Below are 20,606 nucleotides of genomic sequence, written 5' to 3'. Positions count from 1 at the left end.
GCGTGGGCAAGGGAGTGCCGTGCTAGTCGCGGGCCGCCCGGTACGGGGCCGGCCAGATGCCGTGGCGGCCGGGCGCGAGGATGCCTTCGGGGTCGACGGCGTCCTTGATCTTCTCCACGAACCGCTGGTAGGCGTGGCCGTTGAAGGAGTACTGGCCGGCGGCCGGGTCCATGCACTCCAGGTGGGGACGGGACTCGCCGTAGCCGAGCGCGCCGGCCGCGGCGACCAGGCGTTTGGCGAGATCGAAGGCGCCTCGCGCGTCGGACGGGTCCGTGCGGTCGTACCGGATGCCGATGATCACCACGCACGAGCGCTCCCCGGTGACCACGACGGTGGCGCCGAAGTTCACGCCCGCGTCGAGCACCAGCGAACGGGCCGTCTCGACCATGCTGCGCACCTGGAGGCCCTGGAGGGGCACAACGGGTGCGACATCGATGTGGGCCACATGGTCCGGGGTGCTCTCGATCGCCTTGAGGGTCGGGATGCCGATCATGATCTGGTCGGCGGACATGACGATCTCGTCGTACTCGTCCGGCGCGTAGAGGCGCCGGGCCTCGACCCGGCCGCTCGGGATCTTCGCCCAGGCCTCCTTGACGCGCCTGACCTTGGTCCGCACGATCTCCGGGTCGCCCCACACGGCCGCGCGCGCGGCCCACGCACCGACCTCGGTGCGCTCGCCGATCTCCCTGATCTCGGCCCCGGTGAGCTGATGGGAGGCGGTGACGGGGAGGTCCCGCAGCATGTGGGAGGCACGCAGTGTGGAGAAGAGCGCGGGGGCTCCCTCCAGGTGTCCGGCGAGCCGTAGTTCCCGGATGGTGTCCACCGCGGCTTCGAGGTCCTCGTCCTCGCCGATCGAGAGCACGAGCGGGGCGTAGGCCTCCGGCAGACGCTTGAGCCAGACGCCCATCCTGGTGACGATGCCGAGATTGGACTGCACGAACAGCCGGTCCAGCGACGGTCCCAGGCTCCGCTTGTACACATGCCAGGCCCTGCCGTCAGGGAGCGCTCCGGCCCCGGTGCGCAGGAGGTCGCCGTCCGGGAGGACGACCTCCAGCCCGGTGGGGAGCATGTAGTCGGCGCCGTAGTGCTGGTAGGTGTGGCCGGCGTCCATCGAGTTGCCGATGATCGATCCCCAGCCCAGGTCGGGGCAGGGGGTGAGCAGCCGGTGGCCGGCCGCCCGGACGGCCTCGTACAGGTCGAACCAGGTCACGCCGGGCTCGACCACCGCGTAGGCCAGCTCCTCGTTGATCTCCAGGACGCGGTTCATCCTCTGGAACCCGATCTGGATCGAACCGCGGACACGGGGTGAGGCGCCTCCGTGTCCGAGGTTGCGGCCCTGGCTGTGCGGCCACACGGGGATCCGGTACCGGCCCGCGAGGCGGACGATCTCCCGCACCTGCTCCGTAGAGGTGGGCTGCACGACCGCCGCGGCGGCGTACGTCTCGTCGCCGGGGATCCAGTAGGCGTCCTTGAACTCGTCGACCTTGGCGCGCTCGATGTGGAGGGAGCCGTCGCCGACGACCGCCGTGAGCTCGCGGACCAACTCGGCCGGGAGGGTGGGCAGATGCGGGGTCGGGTCGGTCATCGTCATCTCTTCTCGGGGAGCGACTGATCATGAGCGTCGCCTCACGGCAGTTCAGATACCGCTTGGTCTTCGAATTCCGGACCGTATTCCTAGCCCTTACCCCTGTCAACGCCCCGGACAAGAGATCTTTGAACTCCTATAGAGGCAGCATTTTCCGCTGCCGGGCGGCCAGAAAGTTGCTCTCGTCCGACGTATTGACACCGCGCCGAGAGCACTCAAATACTCAGTGGAATTCGAAGTCTAACCCGAATCCGGATTGGATCGGCCTGTGATGTCTGCGTTGGAACTCAATGGCGAGAACCTGTACCGGGACCCCTATCCCGTCTACGCCCGCTTGCGCGAGGAAGCTCCCGTGGCCTTCTTCGAAGGAACCCACGAATACCTCGTCACCCGCTTCGAGGACTGCCGCGCGGTGGGCGCGAACGACCGCGCGTTCGGCCCTTCCGGCAGCCCGGACCGGCCGGAGGCTCGGGTCATGGGCATGCCAAACGTGCTCTCCATGACCGGCGAGGACCATCGTCTGCTCCGCCTGGGCATCGACGAGAACCTCACCCTGGAACAGGTACGAGGCTACGTCGAGGCACTGACCCGCCCGGTCGTCGATCGCTGTCTGGCCGAGCTGGCACCGCGCGGGTCGGCGAACCTCACCGCCGACCTCTTCGAGCCGATCTCGGTGCGCTGCATCGGCGACGTCATCGGCCTGACGGACACCGCGAACGAGACGCTGGTCGAGTGGTTCCACGCGATGAGCGCCGGCCTGCAGAACGTCGGCGACGACCCGGCCGTGTGGGAGCGGCTCGACCGGGCGCTGGCCGAGATCGACGCACAACTCGGCGCGCTCTACGAGCGGGTGGTCGCGAAACCCGACCACACCCTGATGAGCCATGTGGTGCGCGGTGGCCTGCCGGACGGTGAGGTCCGCGGCTTCGACGAGGTCCTGCCCACCATGAAGGTGATCATCCTGGGCGGTCTGCAGGAACCCGGCCACGCCGCCGCGAACGCCTGCGCGGGACTGCTGCTCAACCCCGACCAGGCACGGGTCGTCGCGGACGCCCCGAAGGAACACGCGCTGCGCGCCTTCGACGAGGGTCTGCGCTGGATCGCCCCCATCGGAGTCACACCGCGCGTCACCGCCGAGGACGTCGTCGTGGCCGGCACCGACATCCCGGCCGGCTCGTCGGTCGCCATCGTCATGGCGTCGGCCAACCGGGATCCGAACCGCTTCGAGAATCCGGACCGGTTCGACATGTCCCGCAAGAGGCGGCCGCACCTCTCCTTCGGCTTCCGGCCCCACTTCTGCTCGGGCCACGCCCTGTCACGGGCGATGGGGACGATCGCGCTGGAGGAGGTCTTCCTGCGGCTGCCGAACCTACGGCTGGACGACAGCCGAGAGGTGGCGGCGAAGGGCTGGCGTTTCCGCGGGGTCACGGACCTGCCCGCCGTCTGGGACGCCTGACATGGGAGGGACGACGGGACTGGCCATCGACTGCCACGGCCACTTCACGACCGAGCCGCCCGAGTTCCGTGCCTTCCGCGCGGCCCAGGTGGACTTCGCCGAGGGCCGGTCGCAGGACCGGCCCGGCTATGCCGGGGCCGACGACGACACCCTGATCGGGATCATCACGGACAACCAGCTGCGACTGCAGCGGGAGCGGGGCTCCGACCTCACCCTCCTGTCGCCCCGCGCCTCGGGCATGGGCCACCACGTTCCGGGCCAGGACATCGCGACGGAGTGGGCCCGGCTCTCGAACGACACCGTCCGGCGCATCTGCGAGCTGTTCCCGCGGAACTTCGCCGCCGTGTGCCAGCTGCCCCAGACCGTCGAGGGTGACCTCGGGCCGGTCGTCACCGAGCTGGAGCGCTGTGCGGCGGCCGGGTTCGTCGGGTGCAACGTCAACCCCGATCCCTCGGGCGGGCGTTGGTCGGCGCCTCCGCTGTACGACCGCTGGTGGGATCCGCTGTGGGAGGCGATGACCCGCCTGGACGTACCCGGCATGATCCATGTGTCGGGCTCCTGCTCCCCCGCCCTGCACACCACCGGCGCCCACTACCTCGCCGCCGACACGGTCGTCTTCATGCAGCTGCTGGAGGGCGACCTCTTCGAACGGCACCCGGACCTGCGGCTGATCATCCCGCACGGCGGCGGCGCGGCTCCCTACCACTGGGGCCGCTACCGGGGCCTGTCGGTCATGCTCGGCAAGCCGCCCCTGTCCGAACACCTCCTGCACAACCTGTACTTCGACACCTGCGTGTACCACCAGGCCGGCATCGACACCCTGTTCCGGGTCGTCGACCCCAAGAACGTTCTCTTCGGGTCCGAACTCCTCGGCGCCGTAAAGGCCGTGGACCCGGAGACAGGCCACCCCTTCGACGACACCAAGCGCTACATCGACGCCCTCGGCCTCGACGACGGGACCCGGCACGCCGTCCTCGAAGGCAACGCCCGGCGCGTCTACCCCCGGCTCGACGCGCTGCTCACCGCACAGGGGCGCTGAACACTCACGCACCCGGCATCCCGAACTGGAGTTCCCCCCGATGACATCCGACCTGACACCCGTACGTTTCGCCGGCGGCGCCCAGGGCTTCAACTGGCTCCCCGTGTTCGTCGCCGACGAACTGGGCCTGTTCCACAAACACGGGCTGAAGATCGAGTACCTGCGCCTCGGCTCGGTCGACAAGGCCACCGCCGCCGTGCGCGACGGCACCGCCGACCTGGCGATCACCCCGCCGGAGGGCGCGGTCGCCGACTACGTCGCCGGCGGAGCCCTGCGTATCGTCGCCGCCAACTCGCTGCGGCTGCCCATGTCCCTGGTCGCCCGCCCCGAGGTCGGTTCCGTCGCCGAGCTGCGCGGCAGGCGGATCGGCACCTCCTCCCTCACCGAGGGCACGGCGCTCTACACGCAGATCATGCTCCAGCGGGAGGGACTGTCGTATCCGGGCGACTACGAATTCGTCCTCGCCGGTGTGCACACCACCCGGTGGGCGGCGCTCCAGAAGGACGAGATCGACTGCGCGCCCCAGCCCGCACCGTGGAACTTCCTCGCCGAGCGCGAGGGGTACCGCCTGATCGGCGAGGTGAACGACGCGATCCCCGAGGTCGTCTTCGCGGCGGTCATCGGCAGGAACGACTGGACGGCGCGCAACCGCGACACCGTCGAACGGCTGATCGCCGCCCTGGCCGAGGCGCACGACATCGTCAACGACCCCTCGCAGGACGGCAGCACGCTGCCGATCTATCAGCGGATCACCACCCCCGACGCCCCGGACCTGGCCGCCCAGGGCCTGTCGTACACAAGGGACATGGGCATGTGGCCGGCGGGACTCGCCGTCTCACCCGAGGCATGGGAGGCCACGGCGGACCTCATGGTCCGTGCCGGGCTGCTCGATCCGGAACGGGCCGGCGACGCGGCCGGTGTGCTCGACCCCAGTTTCGTCCGGGGTGACTGACCATGGCCCGGATCGTGACAACGGTCGTCCGCGCCGACGCGGCGACCTGTGCCGGCTTCGCGGAGCTCGGGGTGGCGACCGCGCACGAGGCGCAGAACCGCACCGGCCTCCTCGGCCACCGCCTGCGGCCACGCCAGTCGGGGCGGGTCATCGCGGGTCCGGCACTGACCTGCGAGGTACCGCCCGGCGACAACTGGATGATCCACGCGGCTCTGGAGCAGGCCCAGCCGGGCGACATCCTCGTCGTCAGCCCGACCTCACCCTGCGACGACGGCTACTTCGGCGACCTGCTCGCCACGTCCGCGCAGGCGAGAGGCGTTCGCGGACTCGTGATCGACGCCGGGGTGCGTGACGTCGCGGAGCTGCGCGCCATGGAGTTCCCCGTCTGGAGCAAGACCGTCAGCGCCCAGGGGACGGTCAAGGAGACTCTCGCGGACGTCCAGGTCCCCCTGGTCTGCGGCGGCACCCTGATCACACCGGGAGACGTGATCGTCGCGGACGACGACGGGGTCTGCGTGGTCCCGCGGGCGTCCGCCGCCGAGGTGCTGGACAAGGCCCGCCGCCGGGCCGCCATGGAGGAGGAGAAGCGGAAGCTCTACGCGGCCGGACAGCTCAGCCTCGACGTCAATTCCCTGCGTGCCCGCCTCGAGGAGAAGGGGCTGACCTATGAGTGAGACCTCCGGGTCCCGGGCCCCCCGGCGTGTGGTCACCGCGCTCCGGGACGGCAAATCGGTCTTCGCATCCGACGGACCCGTCCCCAACTTCCACCACTACGCCTCGGTCCCCGGCATGACGACCTCGGTCGTCTACGCCACCGCGGCACCCCCGCGCCTGCCGCAGGACGAGGCCGAGACAGCGCCGTCGAGGCTGCACGTGCCACCGGCACCGGGCGAGACCCGCCTGATGATCGTCACTTTCCCGCCCGACACCGTGATGGCGAGTCCGGAGTTCGACCCGGCCGCCGCGGATGCCGAGCAGCGCGAGTTCATACCCGGCCTTGCCGAGCGGTTCGAACCGGACGCCCCAGGCATGCACCGCACCGACACCGTCGACTACGACCTCGTCCTCGACGGGGAGATCTGGCTCGAACTGGACGGCGGGGCGACCGCGCACCTGCGCCAGGGCGACATCGCGGTCCAGTGCGGCACCCGGCACGCGTGGCGCAACAAGGGCGACCGGCCCGCCACGATGTGCTTCGTCCTGATCGGCGGTGCGCCACGATGACCATCGAGCACTACGGGTGCCTGATCGTCGGCGCCGGGCACGCGGGAGCGCAAGCCGCGATCTCCCTGCGCCAGGCGGGGTTCGAGGGAAGCGTCTGCCTGCTCGGTGACGAACCGGTGGCTCCCTACGAGCGTCCCGCCCTGTCGAAGGAGTACCTGGCCGGCCAGAAGGAATTCACCCAACTCCTGCTGCGCCCACCGGAGTTCTGGCCCGAGCACGACATCGCGCTGTCCCTCGGCCGGCGCGTGACCGCCGTCGACGCCGAGGCGCACACCGTCACCTGCGCCGACGGCACCACGATCGGCTACGGCGTCCTCGTCTGGTGCGCCGGAGGCACTCCGCGCACACTGCGCTGCCCCGGACACGACCTGGACGGCATCCATGCGATCCGGGACAAGGCCGACTGCGACCGGCTCATCACCGCCCTGCCGCACAACCACCGTGTCGCGGTGATCGGCGGCGGCTACGTCGGACTGGAAGCCGCCGCCGTGCTGAGCAGGCTGGGCAAGGAGGTCGTGGTGATCGAGGCGCTGAACCGGGTCCTCGCCCGCGTCGCGGCCGAGCCGCTCTCCCACTTCTACGAGGCCGAACACCGCGCCCACGGCGTGGAGTTGCGACTCGGCACGGGAGTCGCCGAGATCGTGGGCGAAAACAGGACGGTGAGCGGGGTGCGCCTCACGGACGGTACGGTGATCCCGGCCGACCAGGTGATCGTGGGCATCGGCATCGACCCCGTCGTCGAACCGCTCCTTTCGGCGGGGGCGGAGCCGGCACCCGGCGGACTGGGCGTGCTGGTGGACGAGTTGTGCCGCACGACGCTCACGGACGTCTACGCCGCCGGCGACTGCACGTTGGTCCGGGGTGGCGCCGGCATTCGCATCGAGTCCCGGCAGAACGCCTCCGAACAGGCGGCCACCGCGGCGAAGGCCATCAGCGGCAGACCCGAACCACTACGTCTGCTCCCGCTGTTCTGGTCGAACCAGTACGACCTGCGGCTGCAGACCGTCGGACTCAGCCACGGCCACGACCGGACCGTCCTGCGGGGCGCCCCCGACGAGCGGAGCTTCTCGCTCGTCTACCTCAAGGACGGCGCGGTCACCGCCCTGGACTGCGTCAACTCGGCCCGCGACTACCTGCAGGGCCGCCGGCTGGTGGAGGCCGGCACCCGTGTCGACCCGGCACTGCTGGCCGACGCTCGAATCCCCCTCAAAGAAATGGCCGCTTCGGCCTGATCCGCCCCGGAGGAACAACAACATGCAGATCACCGTCACGACCCGGGACGGCACGCCACACCAGGTCGAAGCAAGCACCGGTCTGTCCCTCATGCAGAACATCCGCAACGCGGGCGTCGAGGAACTGGAGGCGATCTGCGGCGGCTCGCTCTCCTGCGCGACCTGCCACGTCTACGTCGACAGCCTGCCCGCCCGCGCCGAACTCTCCCCCAGATCGGCGGACGAGGAGGACCTCCTCGACGCCTGTGACGACCTGGCGGAGAACTCACGGCTGTCCTGCCAGGTCGTCTTCGACCCTGCCCTCGACGGGATGCGCGTGACGATCGCACCCGAATCCTGATCGCCCCCGAGCATGGAGAGAGACGATGACCGAACTGATGCGCGCCGCGCGGCTGCACGCCGTCGGCGAGAAGATGCAGATCGAGGACGTGGAGCGGCCGACCGCGAGCGGCACGGACGTCGTGGTGGCCGTCAAGGGCTGCGGCATGGTGCCGAACCTGGCCAACGTCCTCGCCAACTGGCAGACGTGGTACCCCCAGATGCCGCTGCCGCCGCTCCCGGCGATCTTCGGGCTCGACCCCGTGGGCGTCGTCCACGAGATCGGCGAGCAGGTCGTGGGGGTCAGGCCGGGCGACCGCGTCTACGTCAACCCGGGCCGCTCATGCGGTGCCTGCCACGCCTGCGGGTCGAGCACACCGCAGAAGTGCGACTACTGGACCCTGGGCGGCTACTTCGGCTACAACCCGGGCAGCCTCGAGATGTTCGCGCGTTACCCCTACGGCGGTTTCTGCGAGTACATGCTCGCGCCGCAGAGCGCGCTGGTGAAGATCCCCGACAACCTGGAGTTCCGGCAGGCCACCCGGCTCGGCTACCTCGGCACGTCGTACGCGGCGGTCAAGAAGCTCGGCCCGTTGGCCGGCAAGTCACTGATCGTCAACGGCGCGACGGGCACCCTCGGTGTCGGCGTCACGCTCGTCGCCCTGGCGCTCGGTGTCTCCCGCGTCTTCGCCGTCGCGCGCGGTGTGCCGCTGCTGGAGCGACTGGCGGAACTCGCCCCGGACCGCATAGAGATCTTCTCCAACCGCGGCGGCGGCACGCAGGCCTGGGTGAAGTCGCGCACCGGGGGCCGGGGCGCGGACTTCATGATCGACACCCTCGGCGCCGTCGCCTCGCTCGACTCGCTGGGGGACGCGATGCGCGGGGTCGGCCGCGGCGGCCGGATCGTCAACATCGGCGGTACGGCAGGCGAGTTGGGCGTCGATGTGAAGTGGTGGATGGACGAGCAGATGGAACTCATCGGCTCGGTCTGGTTCACGGCTGCCGAAGGCCTGGAACTGGCCGGGCTGCTGGGCAGCGGAGCGATCGACATCTCCGTGCTCCAGCCCAAGTCCTGGCCGCTCGACGAGATCAACGACGCGATCTCCGGCGTGTCGAGCGGTGAGGGCGGGTTCACGAGCTACCTCGTGGAGATCTAGGGCGGGACCGGCCGCCGAGGCACCGCTCGGTGGCCGCCGAGCTCGCGGCCGTGACGTCGAGCGGGCGAAGGCGGAGTAACCCTTCCTCTCACCGCGCACGGTCGGCTCCCACCGCTGAATGCGAGGGTCACCGGTGCGCGGTGCGCCGACCGCCGCCGGGCCCGACGGCGCGACCCTCTTCGCCGGGCGATGCCGACAACGCTCGTGATCAACCCGCTCAGAGCGTGTCGGCCGGGTGCGCGGTGAGCAGGTCGGCGAGGTCGACCCGGGTGAGGAACTCGCGGCGGACGCGGTCGGCGACGTCGGAGACCTCTTCGGAGCCGTCGTCGGCGGGGTCGATGTGGACCCGGTACGGGCGCTGCCCGGCGGGGAGCGCGACGATGCGGGCGATCTCGTCGGAGACCAGGGACGCATCCGCGTCCTCGGGGGTCAGGGCGGCCGGCGTCTGCGCGACCTGTTCGATGAGGCCGGGGTATCTCGTCTCGTACGCCGCCTCGATCGCCTGGTCGGCCGGGTGGCCGGAGTGGGCGAAGTGGTTGGTGCCGCTGGTGAACGAGCCCGGCACCACGATGGAGGTCTCCACGCCCCAGCGGGCCGGCTCGGCGGCGTAGCTGACGGCGAGCGAGTCCATGGCGGCCTTGGCGGCGAAGTACGGAGCCAGATACGGCGGGGTGCCGCCCTTGACGCTGGAGCTGAACACCCAGATCAACAGGCCCTGGCCCGCGGCGCACAGGTGCGGCAGGACAGCCCGGTTGACCCGCTGGGTGGAGAGCACGTTGACGTCGTAGAGCTCGGCGAGCTGTTCGGGGGTGAACGCCTCGGCCGGGCCGGTGACCATGTGCCCGGCATTGTGGATCAGGACGTCGATGCGGCCGTGCTCGGTGAAGACCCGGTCGATCGCGGTGTTGACGGACTCCTGGGAGTTGACGTCGAGTTCGATGGCGCGCAGGTCGACACCGTGCTGGGCACTGTGGTCGGCGGCGGCCTGTACCTGCGGGGCGTTGCGGGTGTCGGTCTGGCGCATGCCGGCGTAGACGGTGTTGCCGGCGTCGGCGAGGGCGCGGGCGGTCACCGGCGCCGAAGCCGCTGGAGGCACCGGTGATCACGACGATGTTCTTCATCCGAGTTCTCTCCTGGGGAATCGGCCCGGGCTGGGCGGGACGGATGCCGGGAGGCAGGGGAGGGGAGAAGAGGGGAGGGATGGGAAGGGGAAGCGGTCAGGCCAGGCCGCCGTTGGCGTACAGGATCTGTCCGTTGATCCAGCGCGCCGCGCCGGCGAGGAACGCGACGGCCGCCGCCTCCACGCGGGCGGCCCCGCGGCGGACGTGGCCGACGGTGACGAGGTGGGCCGTCTCTTCGACCGGGCGCAACTTCCGGGCGCGGGGTGCCGAGGGCGCCTGACCTGGGGTGATGCCCGTCAGGCGTTCCGCCAGGCCGCGCGCGCCTCCCGGGGGCTCATGCCGTAGGCCGCTTTGAAGATGTGGCTGAAGTGGGCCGGATCGGGGAAACCCCAGCGCCCACCGATCGCGCCGACCGGAAGGTGGTCCATGGCCGGATCGGCGAGGTCGCGGCGGCACCGGGCAAGACGCTGTTCCCGGATCCAGCCTGAGACGGTGTACCCCTGTTCTGCCAGCAACTTGTACAGGTAGCGGCGGGAGATGCAGTGGGCGGCCGCGATGTTCTCAGGGCTCAGTCCTGGGTCGGCGAGGCGCTGCTCCATGTGGACGAGGATGCGCCGGATGAGCGGGCCCGGGCCGTCGTCCCTGGCTCCCCGGTCCGCGTCGGCGCGCTCCGCGAGCAGGGTGCCGACCAGGTCGACCACATTGTCGGCGAACCGAGGGGTACCGCAGGACTCCACGTGCGTCACCTTCCGCGCCAGCCCGTACAAGAAGGGCCGCACCACCTGGCCGATCCCGTCGTGACACGACACTGGAGTGGCCGTCACCCGCTCCAGGTCACGGTCCGTCATCTGCAGCATGACCCGAGGGAACATCAGTACGAGCCCGCTGTGCCGCTGGTCGAGGTCGTAGGTGAAGGGAAGACGAGTGTCGTAGACCACCAGCTCCCCCGGCCTCACCCGGGCCTGGCGGTCCCTCTGGGTGAGCACGCCCTGCCCGGTGAGCTGGAGAGTGAGCTGGAAGAAGTCGGGGGCGTCGGAACCGATATGCCGACGGGTGCGCGCGATCGTATGCGGCTCGGCCGCGATGACCGACATCTGTACCGGGCCGACCTGGGCGGCGTGCAATGACGCGTGGAAGTCGGGGCACTCACGCGGCAGGACCTCCAGAGGCACGAGGCTCCGGCTGATCGTGTCCCGCCAGCATTCCAGTCTTTCTGCGGCCGTGCCGTCGCTCGGCGTCGTCATCCGGGGCATGCCGCTCACCTCCTGGCGCATCCGGCCCCCGAGGAGATGGGCTTGCCCGGCCATCTTCCTTTGCGTGGAGTTTAAGCCAAAGTGGCCAGTTCACAACCACCCTTCTCCTCGGATCGCACGGCACCGCCCCGCCCTGCCCAGTACGGACGCCAGGTGGACGCCGGGGCGATCGATCATCGCCGCCGTCGGGCAGTGCTCAGCGAACCAAGTAGCCGTGCGCCCAGACACAAGCGGGACAGGCATCTCAGCCCAATGATCGGGGCACCGGCAGGAGCCATCGGCCGAGCGACGTGCCGGACGAGCGCGCGCCGGCCCTGCCGCACGACACCCGCCTCCTGGAGGAGCAATCATGACCGCAACCGAGATGCTGCCATCGGCGTCGTCCGACCCGCAGGGAGCCGCCCAGGCATCCACCGGGGCGGCAGTGCCCGCCACCGCGGACGGCAGCTCACGGCCTGTCGCACACGCCATGCTCGCCGCGTTCGCCGCCATCCAGTTCGCTCTCATCAGCGGTTTCTGGTACCGGATGATCGGCCTGCAGAAGATCGACTGGTCCAGGTTCAACGGCTTTCTGATCGCACCACAAGCCGGTGACGTGACGAAGTACGTCCTGGGCTACGTGGCCTGCTCGATCAACGGATTCATTTTCGGACTCGCCTACGCCTACCTGGTCCGGCCGCTGCTGCCGCTGCCTTCGACACGGTTCGGGAACTTCATCGCCGGTCAGGCGGTCGGGGTCGGCATGTCCGTGGTGGCCCTGCTCTGGTTCACTCCCATGAACTTCCCGGAGTTCCATCCCGGCTTCTTCAGCCAGGGCTTCGGCTGGAAGCTCATCGTCGGCACCTTCGTGTTTCACGGTGCCTTTTTCCTCCAGCTGACCTCCTTCCTGGACGCACTCGGCAGCAGGCCCTGGTCGGTGCGCCTCATCGGCCGCACCGCCGCGAAGGGTTAGCCCGTCTTCCAGGAGCTGTCCGGCACAGGGCGCGGCCCCCCGTCGGACAGCTCCTGCTGAAGAAACCCTCCTTGGGCGACCACGTCCGCAAGCGCGCTCGACATGGGCGGAATCGTCCTCGAACTCACCTGCGCGGAGTGGCCATGGGCATTCAGCGCCGTACCCGCGGCATCCCCAGGCCGATCCACGAGATGATCTCCCGCTGGATCTCGTTGTTGCCGCCGCCGAAGGTGAAGATCACGGCGGAGCGGTAGCCGCGCTCGAGTTCGCCGTGGAGCACTTCGCCGGCCGAGCCCTCCTGGAGCGCGCCGGGCGCCGCAACGACCTCCAGCAGCCAGCCGTAGGCGTCCCGGCGGGCCTCGGAGCCGTAGACCTTGACGGCGGAGGCGTCCTGCGGGGTGAGGGTGCCGTTCTGCAGGGCGCCCACCATCTGCCAGTTGAGGAGCTTGAGGGCGTCGAGCTTGACGTGGGTCTGGGCGAGGCGGCGGCGTACCCACGGGAGGTCGACGACGCGGCGGCCGTCGGCGAGCTTGGTCTCGGCGGCCCAGCGCTGGACGTTGTGCAGGGAGCGGATGGCCATGGTGCCGTGGGCTGCGAGGGTGACGCGCTCGTGGTTGAGCTGGTTGGTGATCAGCCGCCAGCCCTGGTTCTCGGCGCCGACGCGGTGGGCTACGGGGACGCGGACGTTCTCGTAGTAACTGGCGGTGGTGTCGTGCGAGGCGAGGGTGCGGATGACCGTGCAGGAGTAGCCGGGGTCGGTGGTCGGCACCAGGAGCATGGTGATGCCCTTGTGCGGCGGGGCCTCGGGGTCGGTGCGCACGGCGAGCCAGACCCAGTCGGCGGTGTCGCCGTTGGTGGTCCATATCTTCTGCCCGTCGACGACGTACTCGTCGCCCTCCCGCACGGCCCGGGTCTTGAGGGCGGCCAGGTCGGTGCCCGCGTCGGGTTCGCTGTAGCCGATGGCGAAGTCGATCTCGCCGGAGAGGATCTTCGGCAGGAAGTACGCCTTCTGTTCGTCCGTGCCGTACTGCATGATCGTCGGGCCGACGGTGTTCAGCGCCATCAGGGGCAGCGGTACGCCTGCCTGGGCGGCCTCGTCGAAGAAGATGAACTGCTCGATCGGGGTCAGGCCGCGGCCGCCGTACTCCTCGGGCCAGCCGACGCCGAGCCAGCCGTCCGCGCCGAGCCGGCGGATGGTGGCGCGGTAGAAGCGTTTCGCCCCGACCGGGTCGGAGTGCCGGGCGTAGGCGTTGTCCGGCACCAACTCGGCGAAATAGGCGCGCAGTTCGGTGCGCAGTCGCTGCTGCTCGGGCGTGTGGTCGAGGTGCACGGCGCCTCCTGGCTCCCCAAGGCCGGTGTCCTGACGGCGCACACGGTAGAACGTGTTCCAGAAATTGGGAATGGCGGTGCGGGAAGGATGTCCTCACAGGGAGGATGTCGTCTCATGACGGTAGGAGAACTCAAGGCCCTCCTGGGGCGGGCGGGGCTGGAGATCGCGAAGCCCTGGTGGACCGAGGGTCCGCTCGAGCCCCGGGCCGCCTGGCGCCGGATCACCTCGGGAGAGACCGCGCCGACGGTCACCGTCCGGGGGGAGGAACGCGCCGGGATCGGCTTCCCCTTCGATGCGCGGACCATGTCGCACGATCTCGACCCGGTCACCGCCCTGCACGACGGCCCCGACGCCATGCGCCGGCTCGCCGTCTCCGCCCACCCCGTCGTCCGCCGCGGTGTCGCACGCGCCCGGCGGCTCCCGGCGGACCTCGTCGAGCGGCCGGCCCGGGACGAGGACCGGGTCGTGCACCTCTTCCTCGCCGGGTCCTGCGACGACGCGCCCGCCGACCTGCCGATGAAGGACACCGCGGAGCAGGCGGCCCGGCATCCGGGGCTGCCCGTCCCGGTGATGCGGCGGATGCCGGACCCGGTAGGGACCGGAGGTGCCGGATGACGAGTCGGCTGGTACTGGTCTCCCCCGCGCTCACCGCCGCCCTGCGCGAGGCCCGTTTCGACGACGGCTGCCCCCTCGACGCCGCCGGGCTGCGGCAGGCGCGGGCGGCGGCGGGTTCGCTCCCGGTGGCGGAGCACGTCTGGTCCTCCCCCACCGTGCGCTGCCGGGAGACCGCGGCCGCGCTCGGGCTGGACGCGGTGGACGCGCCGGAGCTGGCGGCCCTCGACGCCGGCCGCTGGCGCGGCGAGACCCTGGCCGAGGTGGGGGCGCGGGAGCCGGAGGCGCTGGCCGGGTGGCTGGCGGATCCGACGGCGGCGCCGCACGGCGGGGAGTCCGTGCGGGCGGTGTGCGAGCGGGTCGCGGGCTGGCTGGAGTCGGCGGGCTCACGGGAGGGGCGGACCGTGGCGGTGGCCGAGCCGGAGGTCGTCCGGGCCGCGGTGGTGACGGCATTGGGCGCACCCGCGTCGGCGTTCTGGCGCACGGACGTCCCCCCGCTGACCGCGGTCGAACTCAGCGGACGGGCCGGGAGGTGGAACGTGCGGATGGGGCACCCCCTGTGAGGGCGCCCGCCGAGGATCACGCGGCACCCCATCGGACCCGGGATCGCCGCGCGGGTCCTCAGGCCAGGGTCGTCATGAAGTCGGTGCAGGCGCGGGCGCACGCACGGCACGCCTCGGCGCTCTCCTGCGCGCCGGGGTGTTTGTCGAAGGCGTGCGCGCTCTCCAGACAGACGGTCCGGCACCACTCCAGCTGGACCCGGATGGCGTCCTCGTCCGTCTGGTGGCCCTCGGAGAGCACCCGGCAGGTCGCGTCGCACACCTCCGCGCACAGGATGCCCTTGCGCCGCACGAGTTCCTGCCGGTCGGTCGCGTCCGGATCCATGAGGCTCGCACGCTGCGCGCAGGCCCGGGCGCACTCGGTGCAGGCCTGCGCGACCGCGAAGCGGTCCTCCAGGAACCGGAAGAGTTCCTCGGGGGAAGCGGTCTGGGAAGTCGTCGAAGTCACGCCTCGCGGGTAGCCGGGGCGGGCCGCCCCAAACGTGGGCACCCGCACCAGGAAGCCCTGTGTGTCGCGGCGCCGACGCTGGGTGACGGCTGAGGCGGGGGCGATTCACGCCCTGTTCCTGGGGTAATCGGCCGATATGAGTACCGCAAGTGAGCAGCTGGCCGCCGCGAGCGGCCTGCTCAGCCTCGTGCTGTTCGTGGTGGGCATCGCCGTCGTGGCGATGCTGGCCGGCGGCTTCTGGCTGGGCGCGCGTGTCAAGATGCGCGAGTCGCCGAGACCGCGCCCCGAGGAGCAGCCGCATCTGCCGCCGGGCGGTCCGGTGCACGAGATCCGCGAGAACCGCGAGCCCGACGAGGTGCCGCGGATCGCGAAGGGCGGCCGCCCCCTCACCCCGTACGAACTGCACAACATGCAGACGAAACCCAGCGAGTCCAAGACCCGGCCGCGGTGGAGCAAGGGCAGCAGCGGCTCGTTCGGCGGCGGCGGTCTGGGCGCCCACTGACGGGACCGGCAGGCCGGCCCCCGGCTACGGGGCCATCGGTCACGGGCAGGCGTCGCGGGCCACCGCGAGCGCCTCCTCGGCGTAGGGCCTGCCGAACAGCACGGCGTGCACCAGCAGCGGAAAGAGCTGGTGCACGCCCACTCGTCCGGTCCAGCCCGGGGCCGGCGGCGCGGTCTGCCGGTAGCCCTCCAGCACCTCTTCCAGGTACGGGCAGCCGAAGAGCCGCAGCATCGCGAGGTCGGTCTCCCGGTGTCCGCCGTGCGCGGCCGGATCGATCACGTGGACCCGGCCGTCGGCACCCCACAGCACGTTGCCGTTCCACAGGTCGCCGTGCAGCCGGGCGGGCGGCTCGGCGGGGCCGGCCAGCCCCGGCAGCAGCTCGCACACCCGCTCCACGACGGCCGCTTCGGCGGGGCGCACCGTCCCGTTGTCGACCGCGGAGCGCAGATACGGCAGCACCCGGTGCTCGGCGTACCAGCCGGGCCACTCCTGCCCCACCACGTTGCGCATGGGGGCCGACCCGATGAAGGCATCCTCCGGGCCGTCCGGCGGGGGCGCGCCGAACGCGGGGGCTCCGGCGGCGTGCAGCGCCGCGAGATCCCGGCCGAACCGCAGCGCGGCCTCGCGGCCGGGCGCCCCGGTCACGACCCGCTCGGTGACCAGCCACCGCTCGTCGCAGCCGTACACGGCCGGTACGCGCACCGCGCCGGCCGCGCCCAGCCAGCGCAGACCGGCCACCTCGGCGCGTACGGCGCCCGGACCGTCGCCCGCTTTGACCATCACCCTCCGCCCGTCCTCGAGGACGGCCTCAGACAGCGTGCCCGACAGCGGGCGCGTCCGTCGGACGGCGGCACGGGTGAACCGGGCGGCGGCAGAACCGGCATCGGGCGGCACGGACATGAACCCGAGCGTACGGCGCGCGGGACGGGGGAACTGCAGAACTCCGTTCCGGATCACGCGGCGACCGGTGAACGGTCGTTCAGGTTCGGACAGTGAACGGACAGTAAACGACTTCGCGGAGCGGAGGCGGCCGAAAGGCGCTGTAGTGGCCTGAACCGTCGCGCAGGGTGAGGTGGAAGATGGCCGACGTGATGCAGGCAGGACCCGTGCGGCAAGCGGGCAGAGCACCGCAGAAACGGTGCGTCTGCGGTGCGCCCGTGCCGGACGGCGCGCCGAGCGGGGCCGAGGAGCGGTTCCGGGGGCTGCTGGAGGCGGCCCCCGACGCCATGGTCATCGTCGACGACACGGGCTCCATCCGGTTGGTCAACGCTCAGACCGAGGCGCTGTTCGGCTACGGCCGCGAGGAACTCCTCGGGCATCCGGTGGAGTTGCTGATCCCGCACCGCTTCCGCGACCAGCACACCGTGCACCGGGGCGGCTACACCGCCAACCGCCAGGTGCGGCCGATGGGCGCGGGTCTGGAGCTGCACGGGCTGCGCAAGGACGGCACGGAGTTCCCCGTCGAGATCAGTCTGAGCCCGATGGAGACGGCGGACGGGCCGCTGGTGTCGGCGGCGGTACGTGACGTCAGCGACCGCAAGGCGGCCGAGGCGAGGATCAACGAACTGGCCGCGCTGGTGGAGTCGTCGCAGGACGCGATCCTCGCCAAGACGCTGGACGGGGACATCACCTACTGGAACGCGGCCGCGCAGCGACTGTACGGCTACACGGCCGAGGAGGTCATCGGGCGGCATGTGTCGGTACTGGCCCCGCCCGAACTGCGGGGCGAGGTACGGTCGTTGCTGAAGCGGCTGCGGCACGGCGAGAAGGTCGAGCACTTCGAGACGTTACGGCTGACCCGTGCCGGGACGCTGCTCGACGTGGACGTCACGCTGTGGCCGACGCGGGACACGCACGGCACGGTGGTCGGGGCGTGCGCGATCGTGCGGGACATCAGCGACCGCAAGCGCGCGGAGGCCGAACTCACCGCGCTGTACGAACAGCAGCGGCACATCGCGCTCACCCTGCAGCGGAGCCTGATGGGCACCCCGCCCGCCCTGCCCGGGCTGGACACGGCGAGCCGCTACCGGCCCGCCACCCAGGGCGCCGGCGTCGGCGGCGACTGGTTCGACCTGATCCCGCTGGGCGCCGACCGGGTGGGGGTGCTGATAGGCGACGTGATGGGCCGCGGGCTAGAAGCGGCCGCGGTGATGGGCCAGTTGCGGTCGGCGGCGCACGCGCTGGCGAAGACCGGGATGCAGCCGCGTCAGCTGATGCGGGCGCTGGACACCTGCGTCGCCGACCTGGACGTCCCCGACCAGCTCGTCACCTGCTGCTATCTGGTGATCGCCCCGGACACGGGCACGGTCACCGTCTGCTCGGCGGGCCATCTGCCGGTGCTGGTGGCCAGGGCGGGCGAGGGCATCAGAGCACTGCCCTGCCCGGTGAACGCTCCGCTCGGGGTGGGGGACGTCCTGTACGAGCAGGCGAGCACGGAGATACCGCCGGGCGCGACCCTGGTGCTCTACACGGACGGCCTGGTCGAGACACCGGGCAGCGACATCGAGGTGCGGATCGGTGAACTCACCGTGCTGCTCGAGGAGTTCCTGAGGGGGTCGCCGTCCCTGGAGGACGCCGCGGACCATGTGCTGGTGAACCTGCTGCCGGACGCGGACAGTCACAACGACGACGTGACCCTGCTGTTCGCACAGCTCCCGGCGGCGCCGCTGGCGGCCGTCGGCACCGAACTGCCGGCCGACCCGGCCTCGGTGTCGCGGGGGCGGGCCTTCCTGCACCGGACGCTGACCTCGTGGAGCTGCGCGTCGCTTGTCGATGACGCGCTCCTGCTGCTGTCGGAGACGCTCACCAACGCCGTCCAACACGCCAACGGTCCCATCGGCGTGCATCTGCACCGCACGGCCACCGATCTCACCGTGGAGGTCAGCGACTGCAGCGCGCAGCTGCCCCAGCCGCGGTCGGCGGGCGAGACGGAGGAGTCCGGGAGAGGCCTGCTCCTGGTACGGGCCCTCGCCGCCAGCTGGGGAGTGCGGCCGACGGACGAGGGCAAGACGACCTGGTTCACGCTGAGGCTGTGAGCCCCCGCGACGGTCCGCCGCGGGCCAGTTCGAAGGCGTCCAGGTGGGCCTGGACGTACGGCACGGCCACCTTCGCCACCTCCACCGCGCCGTCCACGAAGGCGGGCTGGACGTTGACCTCGAAGACGACCCCGCCGTTCTCGACGGCGAGGTCGACGCCCGCGAAGGGCAGCCCGACCGAGGCGGTGGCGGCCACCGCGAGCTCACCCAGGCGGGCGGGGAGGTCGGGCGGGTCGATGTGCACGGGGGTGGCGCCCCGGCAGGTGTTGCAGGGGGTGTCGGGTTCGGGCTGGAGGTGCTCGCGGGCGTGCACGACCCGGCCCCCGAGGACGAACACGCGGAACTGGTGGCGCAGCCCGTCGGGGGTGACGTTGCCCGCGTCGCGGGAGAGCATCCAGTCGGTGCCGTGCTCGGCGTAGTAGGCGGTGGCCTGCCGCAGCCGGTCCCGGGTGGTGACGTGGAAGGTGTCGTTTCCGCCGGTGCCGACGACCGGACGGGCCCAGGTGTCGCCGCCGAGCCGCTCGAACGCCTCGGCCGCCTCGGAGGCGGAGGGCCTGGACAGGACGACGGTCTCCATCTGGGCGACGCCGTCACGGTGGAAGCGGGCGACGGTGAGGTTCTTCTCCGTCGCCGTCCGCCAGGCGTCCGGCCCGGCGGCGAGGGTCACCACGTCGTGGGTCTCGAGGAGCTCCTGGAAGGCGGCGAGCTCGTGCCGGCGGTGCGGCGGGATCTCGTAGAGCAGCACGATGTCGGCGGCGAGGTCGAGCCGCTCCTCGGGGACCCGCAGCCGTAACCGGCCCCCGTCGGGCACGCCGCGGCCGGTGCCGCCGGTCGCGAAGTGCCGGGAGTCGATCCGGACGGGCGGTGCGCCGGTGAGCAGTTCCACGGCGTCGGCGAGGTACTCCCGGCATCCTTCGGGCGACGTCGGGTCGGCGATCAGGGCGATGCTCGGTCGGGACACAGCGGCCTCCAGTGGTGTCGACGCGCGCTCGTGCCGCGGGCGCCCTTGGTGCGCGGCCCGAGCCGTGTCACGGATGGTGCCTGTCGCGCGGGTGGTCCGCCCACCGTCGCCCTGGGAGCCGCGCCGGTGTGCGGGAGCCGTACCGGGGTCCGGGCGAACGCCCGGCCGGGCACCATGGGGTGTCGCCCCGCCGGATCCGCGTCGCAGGGCCGGCCGACCACTGTAGGCACCGCGCGCGGCGCCGTACCAGGGCGCACACCGGCCCTCCTCCTGCCCCTTCCCCTGCGCCGTCCGCCCCGGTCCGTGCGCCCTGCCCGGCCGCCCGTGACCTGCAGTCTCAGCCGTCCCAGGACCAGTCCGCGACCTCGGGAAGGTCGGTGCCGTGCTCGCGGATCCAGCCGTGGTGACGCAGACGTGTGTCCTCCATCCGCTGGCGTACGGCGGCGGCGCGCACGGCGAGCCCGGGGACCCGGTCGATGACGTCCATGACCAGCCGGTAGCGGTCGAGGTCGTTGCGGACGACCATGTCGAACGGCGTGGTCGTGGTGCCGATCTCCTTGTAGCCGCGCACGTGCAGGTTCTTGTGGCCGGTACGGCGGTAGGCGAGGCGGTGGATCAGCCACGGGTAGCCGTGGTACGCGAAGATCACCGGCTTGTCGGTGGTGAACAGGCCGTCGTACTCGAAGTCGCTCATCCCGTGCGGGTGTTCCTCGCGCGGCAGCAGCCGGGTCATGTCGACCACGTTGACGACGCGGACGGCGAGCTCGGGCAGCCGGCGGCGCAGCAGCTGCGCGGCGGCCAGCACCTCCTGGGTGGGCACGTCACCGGCGCAGGCCAGGACGACGTCCGGCTCGCCGCCGTTCTCCGTG

At 71.3% G+C, this 20,606-nt stretch carries 20 protein-coding genes and 2 pseudogenes; 13 read left to right on the top strand and 9 right to left on the bottom strand.

All coding sequences use genetic code 11. The annotated features are described in order from the left end of the window. Nucleotides 1–22: 22 nt before the first annotated feature. Nucleotides 23–1,585 (bottom strand): FAD-binding oxidoreductase, encoded by a 1,563-nt coding sequence (locus tag ABT057_RS45325; protein WP_352350526.1) that lies wholly within the window; start codon nt 1,583–1,585, stop codon nt 23–25. Between the two features lie 280 nt (nt 1,586–1,865). Here ABT057_RS45325 and ABT057_RS45320 point away from each other — a divergent pair, with 280 nt between their 5' ends. Genes ABT057_RS45320 through ABT057_RS45285 form a run of 8 tightly spaced genes read left to right on the top strand, consistent with a single transcriptional unit; the run spans nt 1,866 to nt 8,963 of the window. Beyond that, complete coding sequence (locus ABT057_RS45320; protein ID WP_352350524.1) at nt 1,866–3,041, top strand: cytochrome P450; 1,176 nt, start codon at nt 1,866–1,868, stop codon at nt 3,039–3,041. 19 nt (nt 3,042–3,060) lie between these two features. Next, the gene (locus ABT057_RS45315) at nt 3,061–4,080 is read left to right on the top strand and encodes an amidohydrolase family protein (protein ID WP_352350592.1); all 1,020 of its coding nucleotides are present in this window, start codon (nt 3,061–3,063) and stop codon (nt 4,078–4,080) included. A 40-nt stretch (nt 4,081–4,120) separates the two neighbouring features. Continuing rightward, nucleotides 4,121–5,032, top strand: coding sequence for an ABC transporter substrate-binding protein (locus tag ABT057_RS45310; protein ID WP_352350522.1), 912 nt, complete (start codon nt 4,121–4,123; stop codon nt 5,030–5,032). Between the two features lie 2 nt (nt 5,033–5,034). Next, on the top strand, nt 5,035–5,706 hold the full coding sequence (locus ABT057_RS45305; protein ID WP_352350520.1) for a 4-carboxy-4-hydroxy-2-oxoadipate aldolase/oxaloacetate decarboxylase: 672 nt from the start codon (nt 5,035–5,037) through the stop codon (nt 5,704–5,706). Further along, on the top strand, nt 5,699–6,256 hold the full coding sequence (locus ABT057_RS45300; protein WP_352350518.1) for a cupin domain-containing protein: 558 nt from the start codon (nt 5,699–5,701) through the stop codon (nt 6,254–6,256). The genes ABT057_RS45305 and ABT057_RS45300 overlap by 8 nt, the downstream gene beginning before the upstream one ends. Further along, entirely contained in the window at nt 6,253–7,488 is a 1,236-nt protein-coding gene (locus ABT057_RS45295; RefSeq protein ID WP_352350516.1) for an NAD(P)/FAD-dependent oxidoreductase, read from the top strand. Before ABT057_RS45300 ends, ABT057_RS45295 begins: the two co-directional genes overlap by 4 nt. 22 nt (nt 7,489–7,510) lie before the next feature. Continuing rightward, nucleotides 7,511–7,828, top strand: a complete 318-nt coding sequence (locus ABT057_RS45290) for a 2Fe-2S iron-sulfur cluster-binding protein (protein ID WP_352350514.1) — start codon at nt 7,511–7,513, stop codon at nt 7,826–7,828. A 25-nt stretch (nt 7,829–7,853) separates the two neighbouring features. Continuing rightward, nucleotides 7,854–8,963, top strand: a complete 1,110-nt coding sequence (locus ABT057_RS45285; protein WP_352350512.1) for an alcohol dehydrogenase catalytic domain-containing protein — start codon at nt 7,854–7,856, stop codon at nt 8,961–8,963. Nucleotides 8,964–9,180: 217 nt separating this feature from the next. On the opposite strand, the pseudogene ABT057_RS45280 reads toward ABT057_RS45285, so the two are convergent. The 3 genes and pseudogenes from ABT057_RS45280 to ABT057_RS45270 all read right to left on the bottom strand — a co-directional run bounded on the left by ABT057_RS45280 (nt 9,181) and on the right by ABT057_RS45270 (nt 11,391). Beyond that, nucleotides 9,181–10,084: pseudogene (locus ABT057_RS45280) on the bottom strand (SDR family oxidoreductase). 96 nt (nt 10,085–10,180) lie between these two features. Next, nucleotides 10,181–10,261: pseudogene (locus ABT057_RS49340) on the bottom strand (3-ketoacyl-ACP reductase); the annotation flags it as partial. Nucleotides 10,262–10,380: 119 nt separating this feature from the next. After that, on the bottom strand, nt 10,381–11,391 hold the full coding sequence (locus tag ABT057_RS45270) for an AraC-like ligand-binding domain-containing protein (RefSeq protein WP_352350510.1): 1,011 nt from the start codon (nt 11,389–11,391) through the stop codon (nt 10,381–10,383). A 295-nt stretch (nt 11,392–11,686) separates the two neighbouring features. Here ABT057_RS45270 and ABT057_RS45265 point away from each other — a divergent pair, with 295 nt between their 5' ends. Then, the gene (locus ABT057_RS45265; protein ID WP_352350508.1) at nt 11,687–12,289 is read left to right on the top strand and encodes a hypothetical protein; all 603 of its coding nucleotides are present in this window, start codon (nt 11,687–11,689) and stop codon (nt 12,287–12,289) included. A 151-nt stretch (nt 12,290–12,440) separates the two neighbouring features. On the opposite strand, the gene ABT057_RS45260 is transcribed toward ABT057_RS45265, so the two are convergent. Continuing rightward, nucleotides 12,441–13,619, bottom strand: a complete 1,179-nt coding sequence (locus ABT057_RS45260) for an acyl-CoA dehydrogenase family protein (RefSeq protein ID WP_352350506.1) — start codon at nt 13,617–13,619, stop codon at nt 12,441–12,443. 114 nt (nt 13,620–13,733) lie between these two features. On the opposite strand from ABT057_RS45260, the gene ABT057_RS45255 reads away from it, so the two are divergent. Both ABT057_RS45255 and ABT057_RS45250 read left to right on the top strand, forming a co-directional pair. Then, entirely contained in the window at nt 13,734–14,234 is a 501-nt protein-coding gene (locus ABT057_RS45255) for a hypothetical protein (protein ID WP_352350505.1), read from the top strand. Continuing rightward, on the top strand, nt 14,231–14,794 hold the full coding sequence (locus ABT057_RS45250) for a histidine phosphatase family protein (protein WP_352350504.1): 564 nt from the start codon (nt 14,231–14,233) through the stop codon (nt 14,792–14,794). Before ABT057_RS45255 ends, ABT057_RS45250 begins: the two co-directional genes overlap by 4 nt. A gap of 58 nt (nt 14,795–14,852) precedes the next feature. On the opposite strand, the gene ABT057_RS45245 is transcribed toward ABT057_RS45250, so the two are convergent. Further along, the gene (locus ABT057_RS45245; RefSeq protein WP_352350503.1) at nt 14,853–15,239 is read right to left on the bottom strand and encodes a four-helix bundle copper-binding protein; all 387 of its coding nucleotides are present in this window, start codon (nt 15,237–15,239) and stop codon (nt 14,853–14,855) included. A gap of 136 nt (nt 15,240–15,375) precedes the next feature. Here ABT057_RS45245 and ABT057_RS45240 point away from each other — a divergent pair, with 136 nt between their 5' ends. Then, nucleotides 15,376–15,741: a DUF6479 family protein gene (locus ABT057_RS45240; RefSeq protein WP_352350502.1), complete on the top strand. Its 366-nt coding sequence runs from the start codon at nt 15,376–15,378 to the stop codon at nt 15,739–15,741. A 39-nt stretch (nt 15,742–15,780) separates the two neighbouring features. Here the strand turns inward: ABT057_RS45240 and ABT057_RS45235 are convergent, their stop codons facing one another. After that, on the bottom strand, nt 15,781–16,641 hold the full coding sequence (locus ABT057_RS45235) for a fructosamine kinase family protein (RefSeq protein ID WP_352350501.1): 861 nt from the start codon (nt 16,639–16,641) through the stop codon (nt 15,781–15,783). A 257-nt stretch (nt 16,642–16,898) separates the two neighbouring features. On the opposite strand from ABT057_RS45235, the gene ABT057_RS45230 reads away from it, so the two are divergent. Then, nucleotides 16,899–18,776, top strand: coding sequence for a PAS domain S-box protein (locus ABT057_RS45230; protein ID WP_502974075.1), 1,878 nt, complete (start codon nt 16,899–16,901; stop codon nt 18,774–18,776). Here ABT057_RS45230 and ABT057_RS45225 read toward each other — a convergent pair. Beyond that, entirely contained in the window at nt 18,760–19,737 is a 978-nt protein-coding gene (locus tag ABT057_RS45225) for an ATP-grasp domain-containing protein (protein WP_352350497.1), read from the bottom strand. The genes ABT057_RS45230 and ABT057_RS45225 overlap by 17 nt on opposite strands. Before the next feature lie 337 nt (nt 19,738–20,074). Next, a partial coding sequence (locus ABT057_RS45220; RefSeq protein WP_502974074.1) for a phosphoketolase family protein occupies nt 20,075–20,606 on the bottom strand: 532 nt, incomplete at its 5' end.

It is taken from the genome of Streptomyces sp. NPDC002588 (genome assembly GCF_040295925.1).
In the GTDB taxonomy this organism is placed as follows: domain Bacteria; phylum Actinomycetota; class Actinomycetes; order Streptomycetales; family Streptomycetaceae; genus Streptomyces.
The sequence above is the reverse complement of the archived record's forward strand: the minus strand, read 5'-3'. Positions and strand labels throughout refer to the sequence as shown.